The following is a 12849-nucleotide window of genomic DNA, read 5'->3' as shown; positions in this document are numbered from 1 at the left end:
GAATCCGCCGCCCGGCCGGGCACGCACCCGGCCATGCGCCCGAACCCGTACCCGGACATGGCTCCCGCCGCTCCGCCGCCGGCTGGCCCGCGCGCAAAGCCCTTGTGAAGCGGGGCGCGATTTGCTGGATGCCGGAACATGCCCAAGCCCCGCCGTCCCGGCTCGCCCAAAAGCCCGTCCCGTCCCCGCACTCCCGGGCAGCCTTCCGGGGCGTCCGCCCATGGGGCCCCCTCCGGGAAGCCTTCCGCGAAATTCGCCGGCACCGCCGGAAGGGCGGCCGGCAAGGCGCCTGTGAAGTCCGCCGGAACACCCACCGGCAAGCCCGCCGGCCACGCCCCGGCGAAGTCCTCCACGAGGTTCCCGGGAAAGCCGGCGGCGCGCGGCCCGGTGCATCCCGAGGGCCGCGGCCAGCGCCCCTTCCCGGCCGAGGCCGGCGGCGAGACGCGCCCCGCCCTGGGCAAGGATCTCCGCAAGGACCCCCGCCGGAACCCGCGCCAGCCCCGCCCGGACCACGCCCCGGAAGTCCGCGCGGAGGCCCGTTTCCCCGCGGAAGGAAGCTTCCGTCCCCCGCGCGGCCGCGCCCCCGCCGAAGCCCTGGCAGGCGCCCCCCGCCCCGCCGAGCGCGACGGCTTCCCCGAGCGCGTGTTCCACCACCACATCGAGGCGCCGCGCCCGGCCCAGCCCACCGAGCGCCCGGAGAACGGCACGCTCTGGATCTACGGCCTGCACGCCGTCTCGGCGGCGCTGGCGAATCCGCGCCGCCAGCTCCGCCGCCTGCTGCTGACCCAGGAGGCCGAGGCCGGTCTGGCCGAGCGCCTGCCCAAGCCCTGGCGCCTGCCCGCGGAACGGGTCGAGGACCGCGCCCGCTTCAACACCTTCCTGCCCGAGGACGCGGTGCATCAGGGCGCCGCCCTGCTCGTCCATAACCTTCCCACCGCCCGGCTGGATGCCGCCATCGCCGCCTCGGACGGTCCGGTCCTCCTGCTCGACCAGGTGACGGACCCGCGCAACGTGGGCGCCATCCTGCGCTCCGCCGCCGCCTTCGGCGCCGCCGCCGTGGTGATGCAGGACCGCCACGCCCCGCCGGAAACCGCCGCCCTGGCCCGCGCCGCCTCCGGCGCGCTGGAGACCGTGCCCGTGGTGCGCGAGGTGAACCTGTCGCGCGTCATCCAGGCGCTCCAGGCAAAGGGCTTCTGGGTGCTGGGCCTCGCGGGCGATGCCACCCGCACCCTCGCCGAGGCTGCGCCCCGGGACCGCCGCGTGGCCCTCGTGCTCGGCGCCGAGGACAGCGGCCTGCGCCGCCTGCAGCGCGAGAACTGCGACGAGCTGGTGCGCCTGCCGATCTCCCCGGCCATGGAAAGCCTGAACGTGTCCGCCGCCGCCACGGTCGCCCTCTATGAGATCGCGCGGGCGAAGCCGCCGGTCACGGAGCCTTAACCGGCCCGGCGGCAGAATGCCGGCGCGGCCGTATCAAGAGGACACGCCGGCACTTCAAACGAAAGGGGGGCAAACCCCGTGGAACATCGCATTCCGGGCATGCCGGGCCTGAACGACGAACTGCACCTCGCCCTGTCGCGCGAGGCCCTGCGGCAGGCCTCCGAAACCCTGGCGCGGCAGGCCGAGCTGCTGGCCGACGAGATGGAGCTGGGCAATCTCCTCGATCGCGGCGGACCGGCGGCGCTGCGGCTCTTCGCCGCCGCGATCCGCTCCACCCGCCTGCCCGTCTCGCCCCTGGTCGGCCATGCCTGACCGCGCGCCCACCCGGCTTGAGACGGATCGCGCCACAGTCTAGTGTCCCGCCCGCCCGACCGAGCGCCTCCGCGTGGCGGGTGGATGGGGACCATCAATAAAGTCCCGGGCCTTTGCGCCGGATCGCCGGGTTAGCACAGTGGTAGTGCAGCTGATTTGTAATCAGAAGGTCGGGGGTTCAAATCCCTCACCCGGCACCACGCCCGGCAAAGGGTTAGGTGGCTCAATGACTTAGGCGAAATCAGTGACTTGCAGTGGCCCTGGTGGTACACAGCGCAGGTACACAGAGCCTTGGCCGTTCTCGCGATGATCCGCCCTTGGAAGCACCCTGTCACCGGGGTTCTGCACTTCCGCGCCCGCGTTCCTCAGCATCTCGTCGCGGTGGCTGGACGGTCCATGGTCAAGTGGAGCCTCGGCACCAAAGACAACGCCAGAGCCCGCGAGGCATGGCCTGGGGCGCTCGCGCGGTGGGCTGAGATGACGGCGGGATGGGAGAAGGCGGCCAGTGCCATCACCCTGACACCCGAGAAGGCTGGGGAGATGGCGGCACGGTGGGCGGCCCATATCGCTCAGGGGGCGCCCTTGGACATGGGCACCGCCGATGGCGACCTCTTGGAAGCTCTCCACGACCCTGACCCTACCCCGGCGGCACTATCGCGTATCGGAGAGCGAATCCGGTTGCACGCCCAAGAGGCCGAAGGGCTGGTGGATTACGCCATTACCCCGGAGAGCCGCCCGCTCCTCTTCCATGCGATGATTGGTGTGGTCCGAACCGCCTACCTCCAAGCCGAACTGGCGGGCCAAGGAGTGCAAGGGGCTGCTCTCCCCCTCGCCCCGTTCGAGAGCACGCGAAAGGCTCTCCCGCCCGTGGAGGTCCTGCCCGCTCTCGCGCCACTGCAAGGGCTCTCCTTCGATGATGCCTGGAAACGCTGGAAGCTAACCGCCACGGTCAACCCGCGCTCCGTCTATGAGACCCAAGGCATTCTGAAGTCCTTGGCAGGGTTCCTTGGGCACGATGACGCCACCCGCCTCACCCGTGCCGACCTGCTGCGCTGGCGGGATCACCTGAAGGCTGATGGGCTATCCAACAATACGTGGAATAATCGCCTCAGCTTCGTCAGAGGGGTCCTTCAGCGGGCTATTGATGATGGCCTACTGCCGGAGCCGAACCCCTGTGAGAAACTCAGGCTCGCGAAGGAGGCCAGCGCTGACCGATACCCGTTCTCGGATGAGGAGGCGGCTTCGATCCTGAATGCCGCGCGAGAAGAAACCAGCCCGTCCCTCCGGTGGGCACATTGGGTTATGGCCTTCTCGGGAATGCGGGCCGGGGAGGTCCTTCAGCTAACCGGGGATGACATCCGCAAGGATGACCGCTCCGGGGTCCGGTACATCGTCGTGAGGCCCGATCCTGAGGCCGGGAAACGGGTCAAGAATGGCCAGACGCGGCACGTACCCATCCACCCAGCTTTGGAGGCCGAAGGCTTCCTCCGGTACGCTCAAGGCATCGGAAAGGGCGAGCCGCTGTTCCCTGACAAGATCACCGACAAATACGGGAGCCGGGGCGGTCGCGCCTGGAACGCCATTGGCAAATGGGTACGGAAGACGGTGGGCATCACGGACCCGAAGAAGGCTCCGAACCACTCGTGGCGCCATCGGTTCGAGGATGAACTAAGGGCCGCTGAGGTCGTGGAGAGCCAGCGTGACGCCATCGTGGGCCACGCCAGGAAGACCGTAGGCCGGAGCTATGGTGTGCAGGGAGAGGGCCTTGGGCGGCTGTATCGAGAGATTTCTTTGGTGCCGCTTCCGGCTGGGGTTGAACGGGCCTCAATGCCCTAGAGCGGCTCTCCTCATCAGCCTGATCACACAATCGCTGCCAAGATCGGCATTCCCGATGCTCCAATTCAACCTTAAGATAACGACTTGGCAACGGATTCGCATACGAGCATGGGCTACTCAGACGAAATTATCTATAGGGCAGGCAATGTGGTTGTTTCGAAGACGCTGGTACAAATTGATGGCACCACATACCCTGTGAATGGGATAGGTAGCGTTCTTGTCAGAAAGTCCGACCCTAAGACGCTGATTTTTCTAGCCGTTGTGTGTGCTATAATAGGTCTTATTGGCCTCACAGACAAACAGGGCATCCCAGGCAGCATAATTTCATTTGCGATTGCAGCGGGGTTTATCTATTGGGCCAAATCAAAGCCATCCATCCTGATTTTGAGAACTGCAAGCGGCGATCAGCAAGCTCTAAAATCTCGTGACAAGAACCTTTTGCAGTCTGTGAAGCTAGCCATCGAACAGGCTGTAATCGCCCGAGGCTAGAATTTAATTACTGCTGCTCATCCGGCGCAGGGGAAGCGATCCTTCCCCTTTGCCAATCTTGGTCTAATGCTGCTTTACCGATCCACCAACCGATTCCCATAAGTCCCCTTGTACGGATTGTAGTTACCCCGCGCTTCATAGTTATCCGTGCGGGTGCTGTTGGGGTTCGTGGCGTGATAGGGCGCAATAGATGTGCCATTCCGGGTCGTATAGCCGCTGGAATAGTGACTGCTGGAATTCGAGCCCGTGCCCGAGAGATAACCCCCGCTGGACGAATGCCCGCCATAGCTTCCGCCTCGTGCAAAGGCATTGCCCTGAGAAGAGATAAGAGCGCCCATGCAGAGGGCGGCAACAGTAACGAATCGCAGCATCAGATTGCCTCCTTAGAACAATCCAAAGTTGCAACGTCTCTCGTATTGAGACAAGTCTCATCTTCACTCGCGACGCTGTTTTGTGCCCGGAGATGCGCTTTGGTCCCCTGTGCGCTGGCCGCTGTGTCTCGCGAACCCGTGAGACCGCCGAGGCCGCGGCCTCCCGTGAACCTCCCCAAACCCACCGTTTTTCCCCCTGAAATCAACGCGCTAACGCATATGGCCTGCTGTGGTGGACCGTCTTGAAGAAAGGCGTCCCCTGCTGGCTGGCGAGGAGAGCTAGACGAGGCCCTCTCAGGAGGTCCCACAGCCCCACAGCCTCGCCGGAACGGCGCGAGGCTCCCCCAGGAGGCGGGGGCAGTACTTTGGAAGGCCACCCCCGTTCGCTGGCGCGTTCTCGCGACCCCCCTGGGGGGTGATTTTGGAGGGCAGGAGATTTCCTGAGCCTGTCTTCGGGCGCCGCAAGGCGCGGCAGAGGGCGGGGAGAACAACAACAATGACAACCGGCTTTAGGCATTCTTTTCGAATTGAATTTTCCGGCGACCCCTTGGGGATGATTTTACGTCATGGGTCCCCTTTTGGGGCTCTCCGCTATTAGGGCGTGACAAGCCACCAGCGGCGCCAAGCCTGCATCACTTTGCTGCTTGGCAATGGGCCGCCAGGTCTTACAGTGCCCCAAGTGACGATGGCGCGATCACCATCCAACAGCTTGATCAGGTAGTGCTCAAGAACTCCCGTTGGATAGCCACCCACGACTAATAGCGAACGTGCTGCGACATCTCGCGAGAAGACTGTGAATGAACCGCCCTCACCCTCAACAGGACGGACACCCCTCTCGTCGCCGTAGAGCAGAAGCGCGATGTCTCCTCGGATGGAGAGGTTGATGCTTCCCTTTTCTATCTTCTCTGCATTCCACCCTGTGTCTTGGGGTGCCCACGCGCCTCCCGGCACGCGAAAGCTCCACCCTGAGGACGGCCCACACTGCACTACTCCGTGTTGGAAAAAGCCCTGGCTAGCTGCTGGTCGAGCGAAGCAGAAAGCTCCTATGGCCAGCACTCCGGCGATAACGAAAGACCGCATCCGATTCCCTCACTTCTTCGCGGAATCGTAACAGCCACCTTCGGGCCTCCATAGCTCTTCAACATACTACGCTCATTGTACGATGTTGACATGGTCTGAGCGGCTATAGAGAATCGGCCTATGAGCACGAGCCAGCCTGCCCGATCCTTCGTCGCCTACTGCCGCGTCTCCACGGCGCAACAGGGCCGCAGCGGGCTTGGGCTGGAAGCTCAGCAGGCAGCCATCCATGCCTATCTGAAGCCCGGAGACCGGCTCCTAAGCCCCATCTTCGTGGAGGTGGAGAGCGGCAAGGCCAATGACCGGCCAGAGCTTGCCAAGGCCCTTGAGCGATGCCGGAAGACGGGTGCCACGCTGCTTGTCGCCAAACTGGACCGGCTGGCCCGCAATGCCCGCTTCCTGCTCTCCATCGTGGAAGGCACGGGCGAGGCTGGGGTTGTCTTCCTTGACCTACCTACGATCCCCGCCGGTCCCGTGGGCAAGTTTCTCCTGACGCAGATGGCGGCGGTGGCGGAACTTGAAGCGGGCTTGATCGGCCAGCGGACCAAGGCGGCTCTGGCGGCAGCGAAGGCACGCGGCGTGAAGCTCGGTGGCTGGCGTGGGCACCGCATCGCGACCCCTGAGACCATCCAGAAGGCCGCCACCGCTGCTGCCGAGGCCCGGAGCGTTGCGGCGGATCAAGCAGCCTTCCGCGTGCTTCCGGCCATTGATGCGCTCAGGGCCGAGGGGATCACCAGCCTTAACGCCATCGCCAATGCCCTGAACCAAAGAGGGCAGCAGACGCCCCGTGGAGGCTCGTGGACGGCTACGGCTGTGCGTCGGGTATTGGCGAGGGCGGGAGAGGCTGAGGCGGTCTGAGGGCCGTTCTGTGGCTCTTGTGAAGGTGCCGCGATAACCCCTAGATTTGTCTATTCAGATCAATGCACTAACTAAAAACACCCATCGTGGTGTGCGCCCTTGAAGAAGCTCTCTCACTCCACAGGGTCTCTGGCGGCGCTTGCGTTCCGATGACGCCTCCGAAGCATCGTCAGATGCAGTCCCGTAACGGAACCTGCTTGCCTCCCCGTTTTCCCCAGCCACAGCAGCAGGATACGGGAAATGGGGCCGTGTGGTGGACACCCTTGAAGAAGACAGCCCATCAGCCACCACCTTCAGGCCCCGCCAGCGCCCTCTAGCTGACTTCTGGCGCGGCTGAGTGCTGCTTGGGAACGGACGAGCCTAAAACCCCCCCGTTTCTGGCCGCTGGATCAACGCGCTAACGCATATGGCCTGCAAAACGGACGACCCTTGAAGACAAGGCGTTCCCTGCTGGCCTCCCTTACCCCCACCCGTCAGGGCAGCTACCTCCGAAGCATCATGCCACGCCTTAGCGGCGCCTGAGATGCCCGGTGGCCTGCCCTGAGCCCCTTTTCGTGGCCCGTCGCACACCCACCGCCTGAGCGCCGCTGACCACGGATAACCCCCGGCACCTATAGCCGGGCTGAAGCGGTCATCAGCGGCGCTAAGCCGCGCCTAGACCGCCTCCGCGTCACCCCCGTCATCAGAAGCGGCGCAAGCCGCACCACCAGCAACACAGGAGAGAACCGCTGTGCCCTCGCGCCAGCGGGCGATACCCCATGCGTACCATCGAAGACATTGAGACCGATCTTGCGGAAGCTGAGGCGGCATATGGTCGCTTGAGACAAGGGGAGGCTTATGAGCGCCTCTCCCGTCAGAAGCAGGCTGAGCGCTACGCCTGGACGAAGGTCAGCAACCTACGGATTGAACGTGAACGTCTCCTCACGGGTTGGCAGCCGGTGCCGGAGGAGGACCTTGAGCGTGCGTTCCCCTACGCCAAGCACCGCGCCATCGTGGAGTTCCAGGGGCGTCACTTCCGCGCCCACTACTATCCCGCCAAGGAAACCCCTCGCGGCCAGCCGGTGAAGAAATGGCTCCGGGAGTGGTCTGAGGTCCGTGATGCCCCTGCTGCGCTAGCGGCGCTCGCCACCGTGGAGCCCACCGCCACCAGCGCCCGAGAGAGCACCACCGATGCACCGTGACAACCGCCTCGTGACCTATGGGCGGGATGACGATGGGAAGGAAGTCGCCTTCGTCACGCTATGGGACGGCGCCATCGCCACCCTCTATGCCGATGACCTGGCGGCACTGACAGCCCTTGGCTTCAGCACGTCATGGAGCCGGAAATACCAGCGCCCTCAGCCCCACGCGGCCATCCCACGCAGCGACGGCAAGAAGGTCATCGTGGCCCGCCTGCTGATGGAGGCGCCGGAGGGAACGATGGTGGATTATCTCGATGGGAACGCCCTGAACCTGCGCCGGAGCAATCTCGTGCTGAAGCCAGGGCGCTCCAAGAGCACTGCCACGGATGCCATCCGAGAAGCCCGTCAGAAGCTCGCTGAGCGGCTGAAGACCGCCGAGGTAGCCGAGGATTCCAGCACGCTTCAAGGCCCTCCTGCGCCACCTGAGCGCCCCGACGGACATGCTTCCGCGCAAGGAGTGGATGGATGATCCCTGCATTCCCTGCTGCCGGTTCACACGGCGCCTTCCTCGCGGGGAGCATCGTGAAGCACCTGTGCCGCGCCTGCGACGGAGGCAACGTGGAGGAACTACGCAAGGCGCAACGATGCCTTGAACGCCTCCTTGCCTTCGTGGAGGGCCGCGAGACCCCGCCACGGCCCGAGGTTCTGTTGGGGTTCGCCTGAGAGGCCCTGAGCGCCAGCCCTTCCGTTCCCATTAACCCCACCACCATCCCCATCAAGGAGAAACACCGATGGTCAACGCCACCGAAGCGGCACCGTTCGCGCCTGAAACCGTATCCCGCAACCCCACGTATCTTGAGACCATCCTGCCGCCCGAGTACGCCGCCGCCCTCGCCAAGATCGACCGATGGGTTCTCAAGGACCTAGAACTGATCGGCGCCCCTCCTTCACTTGGGGAATTTCCGGCGGCTGGGTGGCGTCATGAGCGGCCTGATATCCTCGCCGCTATCGCGCTGGCCTGCGAGTACATTGACGAGCTTGATGCCCTCGCCGCCGCTGATGAGAAGAGGGCGAGGCTGAGCGCCCCTCAGGCGGTGTAGGGCTGATGACTACTGAACTCTTCGCCCCCACCGCGCGAGACGCATCAGCCCACCGCCGTAGGCATCGCCGCCCTGGCCCACGGAACCTCAACCCTTCCGTCCTCCCTGTGTTGGCTGACGGCGAACTCTGCGTGCTGGTGTCACTCTCCGGGGCTCCGGCCACTCGGGACCTCGGCGGTGCGCGGATGCTGCTGCGCCGTGAGCATTGGGGGCGGTTGGATGAGGCCGAAGCAACGTGCTGGACGGTGGGAGCAAATGGCTTCGGAAGGTTCTACGTCCGAAGCAAAGCCCGGTCTGCATGGCGCCTTGCGAATGCAGCGAGGAAGCAGACTGTTTCGCTCGCCCGTCTTATCGCGGCATGGTCGGGCCTCAGCGTGCCGAGGGGTTGGGTGGTGCGCTCCAAGAACGGCAATGCCCTCGACCTTCGCCCTGGAAATCTAGAGGTTGTCCGAAACGGGGTGCAGATGGACGGTGGCGAGCTAGAGCCGCCGCCCCGTCTGGTGGTCCAGCAATAGGGCATCGGGCCACCAGTGGGGTATACATACAGAGATGAATGTAAGGGCGATTAAATCCGCCCTTGGCCTCCTGAGCCCCATACGTCCCTGTAGCACTCTCCTGCTGCCACCCTGGCAAGGCTGCACACCGCTCCTAGGCACCGGTTCGCGCCGCTCCGGCACGCCACCACGGCCTCAGCCACCCAAAAGTGCCACGCCAGTTATAGAGAGAGCACTGGCAGGGTGGTCATGAGAACTTAAGCGATCTTCAGCCTTGAGACCCCGTTTCATAACGGCTGAGCCAGACGCCGGACGAGGATCATGGCGGCGGCGAGGGTGAAGAAGGCGACGGCGGAACCGACGGTGGCCTCGTGATCGCGAGCGAGGCGTCGGCAGCGGCCGAACCAAGCGAAGGACCTCTCCACCACCCAGCGCCTGGGTTGCACGGCGAAGCCTTTCTGGCCGGGTGCGCTGCCGATGATGGTAACGGCGACGGGGGAGGCTCGGGCGACCCGCGGACCGGCGTAGGCGCGGTCGGCGAAGCAGCGGGCCAGGAACGGCCAAGGGCGGCGCGACATGGCCAGGAGGGCCGCACCCCCTCGGCTGTCATGCAGGCAGGCGGGCGAGATGGCGGCGAGCAGGAGCCTACCGTCCGTGTCCACCAGGGCGTGGCGCTTGCGGCCCGTCACCTTCTTCCCGGCATCGTAGCCGCGGACACCTTTCACGCCGACACCGCCCGAGCGGACGGATTGGGCGTCCAACACCGCCGCTGTCGGTGAGGCCTCTCGGCCGACCCGCTCGCGGTCGGCCATGATGAGGGCGTGCGCCAGTCGCTCGAAGGTGCCCCGGCGCGAGAGGCGCAGGAACCAACGGTGCACGGTCCCGGGCGGCGGGAAGTCGCGGGGCAGATGCGCCCAGGCGCAGCCGGTACGGAGCACGTAGAGGATCGCATCGACCACCCGCCGCATCGGCCAGGACCGGGGTCGTCCGGTCTTTGCAGGGCTTGGCAAGAAGGGCTCGACCAGGGCCCACTCGGCATCGGTTAGGCACGTTGCATAAGGCTGGGAGCCGCGCGCAAGCTGCGCGCGGGCGGCAGGGGTCCACATGGGCCACCTCGAAGGACGTCAGACACCCTCCGAACGCGCAGAACTCCCGCCGCTCACCCCGCCTCAGCCGTTATGAAACGGGTTCTAAGACCTCAGACCATTCCCGCCACCTCAAGTCCTCTCCCGTGTCCCGTTACTATAACCTGCGTGGCACTTTTCAAAGCATCCGACCCTCGTCGGGGCAGCGCCTCCGATTGCCTGAACGCAGGCTTGTTTTCCTTGAAGGAATACTCAATGGCTCCTAAAGAGAACTCTCCTACTATAACCCGCGTGGCACTTTTGGGCCACCAGGGCGATCCTGAAGGGCCTGAACGCGACCTTGAGCGCCTCGACCCGACCCACCTTCGTCTTGCTGTGCGCGATTGCGTGCTTGGTGGCCTGAACGTCTCGGAGGCCATCGCCGCCCTGTGGCGGGAAGACCCTGAAGTGGTGGCCTTCATCCATGATGAGATTACCCTTGCCAGGATGGATGAGCGCGGCGTTGGGCCGACCCATGGCCGTCTTGCCGATATGCTTCGCGAGGCTCACCGCCCTATCGTCGGAAGGTCGGATGAGCGTGGCCTGACGATCACCGAAGCCGCTTCCCGCCTTGGCATCCCTCGGCCCGCCTTCGTCGCGCTGGCCGAAGCCCATGGCTACCTTGAACTGGCACCATTTGGGCGAGAGAAGAACCGTCGCCTGATGAGCGAGCGAGCCGTTGAGGCAGGCATCGGCTGGAACGTGAACCCCACGAGAACCCGAAGCCCCCGACTTGACGGCCATTCCCGCGCTACCGTCTTCGCCGTGTTCGCTGAAGACCGCTTGGCGGACGTTGAGTGGTCCTTGGACTGGCCGGGCATCATAGAGGCCACGAAAACCCTACCGACCAAGAAGGAACGGCTATCACTGCTCCTGAGGGAAAACGGCCACCTTCCAGACACCGTGATAGCTTCCTTGGCTGGAATGGAGCGCCGCACGGTGGCGAAGGCGCGACGGACACACTCAGGGGAGGCAGAAGCGGCGCCACCAGAGGCGACACAAGCCGTGCCACCGGAAGACCACCGTCATCCTGCCTCCTGCGCTTCTCAGTGGTCCACCCCTGGAAACCTCAAGCCGATCCCTGGCGGCCTCTTGGAATGGGTCCTGAGGCGCAACAAAACGCCGCTTCGGAGGCCGCCAGCAACACCAGAGAGCCGCCTCGCCGCTTAGCCTGCTTCTGCTTCTTCAGGGCTCTTCTGGCTTCTCTCGGCGTCCTCATAAGCCCTACTGAATGCGTCCTGCGCCCATGCCGGGGCAATGTGGAGCCAAGCGGGCACCGGTAGGCCCCGTGCTGCTCGCGATGCTCCGAACTCAGCGAATAGCGGGCACATATCCCTGGTGCCCCGTGCATATTCGGAAGGCTCAAGGCTGTAGAAGAACAGAGCGGAGACCAACGGGCGAGCCTCAGGCTCCAAGGCAGCATCCGCCAGGTCAACGTCCGTGATGATGGACCAAGCGCAGTCCAAAGCGGTCTCGAAGGTCACGCTCAAGTCGTTAAGCACGGCTAATCCCCTCTCCGGGGCTCGCACGATCCTGTGCGGCCTCGCGGTGGGATGAAGATCATCCACAATGAGGAACAGAACAATGACTTGATGAGAGATTATCTTCTCTAATACTTATTACCTTACAATATTATCCTTCGGGAGGTTATCTCCATTCTGGGAGAAATCTCCATCAATCACCCGAACAACTACCATGAGCAAGACCAAAGACTTACCCAAGGCTACCGACACCGCCGACGCCCAGCCAAGCATTGCTGAACCCGTGGCCCTCAATGAGTTCGGTCAGCCCCTAAGGCGCCACCGGCCCCTCACGTGGCGCAAAACCCGTCCGAACCGGGATGGCAGCAGGAAGGCCAAGCACCCCGATAGCTTCGTCTATCACCCGCACATGAACCGCCGAGGGGTTCCCGATGGCTGGGCAGGGTTGAAGCAAGAGGCGGCCACCATTCGTGACATTGCCGAGGCGCAAGCTGAAGTGATCGTGCAGAAGGCGGCTGAGACCGGCGCCATGCCCTGCGATCCTTACGCGCCGCCCGAGACGCGCGAAGGCATGGCAGCGGCGGCACTGAAGGAGGCCATGGCCCTCGTCCTGAGCCCCACCAGCACCGCCAGGGTGCGGGGAGACGCCGCCAGGATCGTGCTGGACTACACAGCCGCCAAACCCGCTGGCGCCTATGTGGAGGCCATCAGCGAGGCTCAGAGGCTCCTTGAGGCGCTGGCGGCGCAGGCCCAGGCCCGCCAGGTTTCGGCCGACTAGGGCACGGCTCCGGGGGTGCAGCGATGTGCCACTCCGGGGGAATAAGACTAGCCAGAGCGGTACACCAAGAGGTACACAGAGGGCATATCAAGGCTATTCTAAGATACTGATTTTACTGTAGTCAGGTGATGGGATACCGTTTCCCTCACCCGGCACCACGCCCCATCCCCCCCGCACACGCCGGCCGGGTCACCCGCTCAGGGATCGTCCCCGAACAGGAAGGACACTGCCGCCAGCACGAAGATCAGCACCATCAGGCTCCCGGCCGGCAGTTCCACGGGCGGGCTGTTCGTTGACACCCCGCCACGCGCCACAGCAGTCCAGGGAAACGCGTTCCGGACACGCGCACATCGCCATGTCAGAACGAAAAC

Annotated in this window: 12 protein-coding genes and 1 tRNA gene; 11 read left to right on the top strand and 2 right to left on the bottom strand. The window is 64.5% G+C overall.

Annotated elements, in window-relative coordinates:
• The first annotated feature begins 291 nt into the window (after positions 1-291).
• From rlmB to CTJ15_RS22495, 10 genes are all read left to right on the top strand, one after another.
• Positions 292-1437: a 23S rRNA (guanosine(2251)-2'-O)-methyltransferase RlmB gene (gene rlmB / locus CTJ15_RS22535; protein ID WP_369923757.1), complete on the top strand. Its 1146-nt coding sequence runs from the start codon at positions 292-294 to the stop codon at positions 1435-1437.
• Between the two features lie 78 nt (positions 1438-1515).
• Positions 1516-1749 (top strand): hypothetical protein, encoded by a 234-nt coding sequence (locus CTJ15_RS22530; RefSeq protein WP_226946033.1) that lies wholly within the window; start codon positions 1516-1518, stop codon positions 1747-1749.
• A 125-nt stretch (positions 1750-1874) separates the two neighbouring features.
• A tRNA-Thr gene (locus CTJ15_RS22525) sits at positions 1875-1949 on the top strand.
• 106 nt (positions 1950-2055) lie between these two features.
• Positions 2056-3585, top strand: coding sequence for a DUF6538 domain-containing protein (locus tag CTJ15_RS22520; RefSeq protein WP_338129631.1), 1530 nt, complete (start codon positions 2056-2058; stop codon positions 3583-3585).
• 84 nt (positions 3586-3669) lie between these two features.
• Positions 3670-4074, top strand: coding sequence for a DUF6232 family protein (locus tag CTJ15_RS24050; protein WP_193009633.1), 405 nt, complete (start codon positions 3670-3672; stop codon positions 4072-4074).
• 1571 nt (positions 4075-5645) lie between these two features.
• The gene (locus CTJ15_RS22510; RefSeq protein WP_099782041.1) at positions 5646-6380 is read left to right on the top strand and encodes a recombinase family protein; all 735 of its coding nucleotides are present in this window, start codon (positions 5646-5648) and stop codon (positions 6378-6380) included.
• 758 nt (positions 6381-7138) lie between these two features.
• Positions 7139-7561, top strand: a complete 423-nt coding sequence (locus tag CTJ15_RS22505) for a hypothetical protein (RefSeq protein ID WP_099782040.1) — start codon at positions 7139-7141, stop codon at positions 7559-7561.
• Positions 7551-8030, top strand: coding sequence for a hypothetical protein (locus CTJ15_RS22500; RefSeq protein ID WP_099782039.1), 480 nt, complete (start codon positions 7551-7553; stop codon positions 8028-8030). The genes CTJ15_RS22505 and CTJ15_RS22500 overlap by 11 nt, the downstream gene beginning before the upstream one ends.
• Positions 8027-8224, top strand: a complete 198-nt coding sequence (locus tag CTJ15_RS24045) for a hypothetical protein (protein ID WP_126281942.1) — start codon at positions 8027-8029, stop codon at positions 8222-8224. Before CTJ15_RS22500 ends, CTJ15_RS24045 begins: the two co-directional genes overlap by 4 nt.
• Positions 8225-8292: 68 nt before the next feature.
• Positions 8293-8601 (top strand): hypothetical protein, encoded by a 309-nt coding sequence (locus CTJ15_RS22495; protein WP_099782038.1) that lies wholly within the window; start codon positions 8293-8295, stop codon positions 8599-8601.
• 781 nt (positions 8602-9382) lie between these two features.
• Here CTJ15_RS22495 and CTJ15_RS22490 read toward each other — a convergent pair.
• Together CTJ15_RS22490 and CTJ15_RS22485 are read right to left on the bottom strand one after the other, a co-directional pair.
• Entirely contained in the window at positions 9383-10201 is an 819-nt protein-coding gene (locus CTJ15_RS22490; RefSeq protein WP_099780839.1) for an IS5 family transposase, read from the bottom strand.
• Positions 10202-10432: 231 nt separating this feature from the next.
• On the bottom strand, positions 10433-10963 hold the full coding sequence (locus CTJ15_RS22485) for a hypothetical protein (RefSeq protein ID WP_126281941.1): 531 nt from the start codon (positions 10961-10963) through the stop codon (positions 10433-10435).
• A 951-nt stretch (positions 10964-11914) separates the two neighbouring features.
• Here CTJ15_RS22485 and CTJ15_RS24040 point away from each other — a divergent pair.
• Entirely contained in the window at positions 11915-12478 is a 564-nt protein-coding gene (locus tag CTJ15_RS24040; RefSeq protein ID WP_126281940.1) for a hypothetical protein, read from the top strand.
• The last annotated feature ends 371 nt before the right edge of the window (positions 12479-12849 follow it).

Source organism: Roseomonas sp. FDAARGOS_362, from assembly GCF_002754815.1.
Lineage (GTDB): Bacteria > Pseudomonadota > Alphaproteobacteria > Acetobacterales > Acetobacteraceae > Roseomonas > Roseomonas mucosa.
This window is presented reverse-complemented; position numbering and strand designations above follow the sequence as displayed.

Bases quoted from the DNA above. Each gene is read 5' to 3' on its own strand.
- CTJ15_RS22505 (WP_099782040.1), top strand. From the start codon at position 7,139: ATGCGTACCATCGAAGACATTGAGACCGATCTTGCGGAAGCTGAGGCG.
- CTJ15_RS22495 (WP_099782038.1), top strand. From the start codon at position 8,293: ATGGTCAACGCCACCGAAGCGGCACCGTTCGCGCCTGAAACCGTATCC.
- CTJ15_RS22500 (WP_099782039.1), top strand. From the start codon at position 7,551: ATGCACCGTGACAACCGCCTCGTGACCTATGGGCGGGATGACGATGGG.
- CTJ15_RS24040 (WP_126281940.1), top strand. From the start codon at position 11,915: ATGAGCAAGACCAAAGACTTACCCAAGGCTACCGACACCGCCGACGCC.
- CTJ15_RS22490 (WP_099780839.1), bottom strand. From the start codon at position 10,201: ATGTGGACCCCTGCCGCCCGCGCGCAGCTTGCGCGCGGCTCCCAGCCT.
- CTJ15_RS22485 (WP_126281941.1), bottom strand. From the start codon at position 10,963: ATGGCCGTCAAGTCGGGGGCTTCGGGTTCTCGTGGGGTTCACGTTCCA.
- CTJ15_RS24045 (WP_126281942.1), top strand. From the start codon at position 8,027: ATGATCCCTGCATTCCCTGCTGCCGGTTCACACGGCGCCTTCCTCGCG.
- CTJ15_RS22510 (WP_099782041.1), top strand. From the start codon at position 5,646: ATGAGCACGAGCCAGCCTGCCCGATCCTTCGTCGCCTACTGCCGCGTC.
- CTJ15_RS22520 (WP_338129631.1), top strand. From the start codon at position 2,056: ATGATCCGCCCTTGGAAGCACCCTGTCACCGGGGTTCTGCACTTCCGC.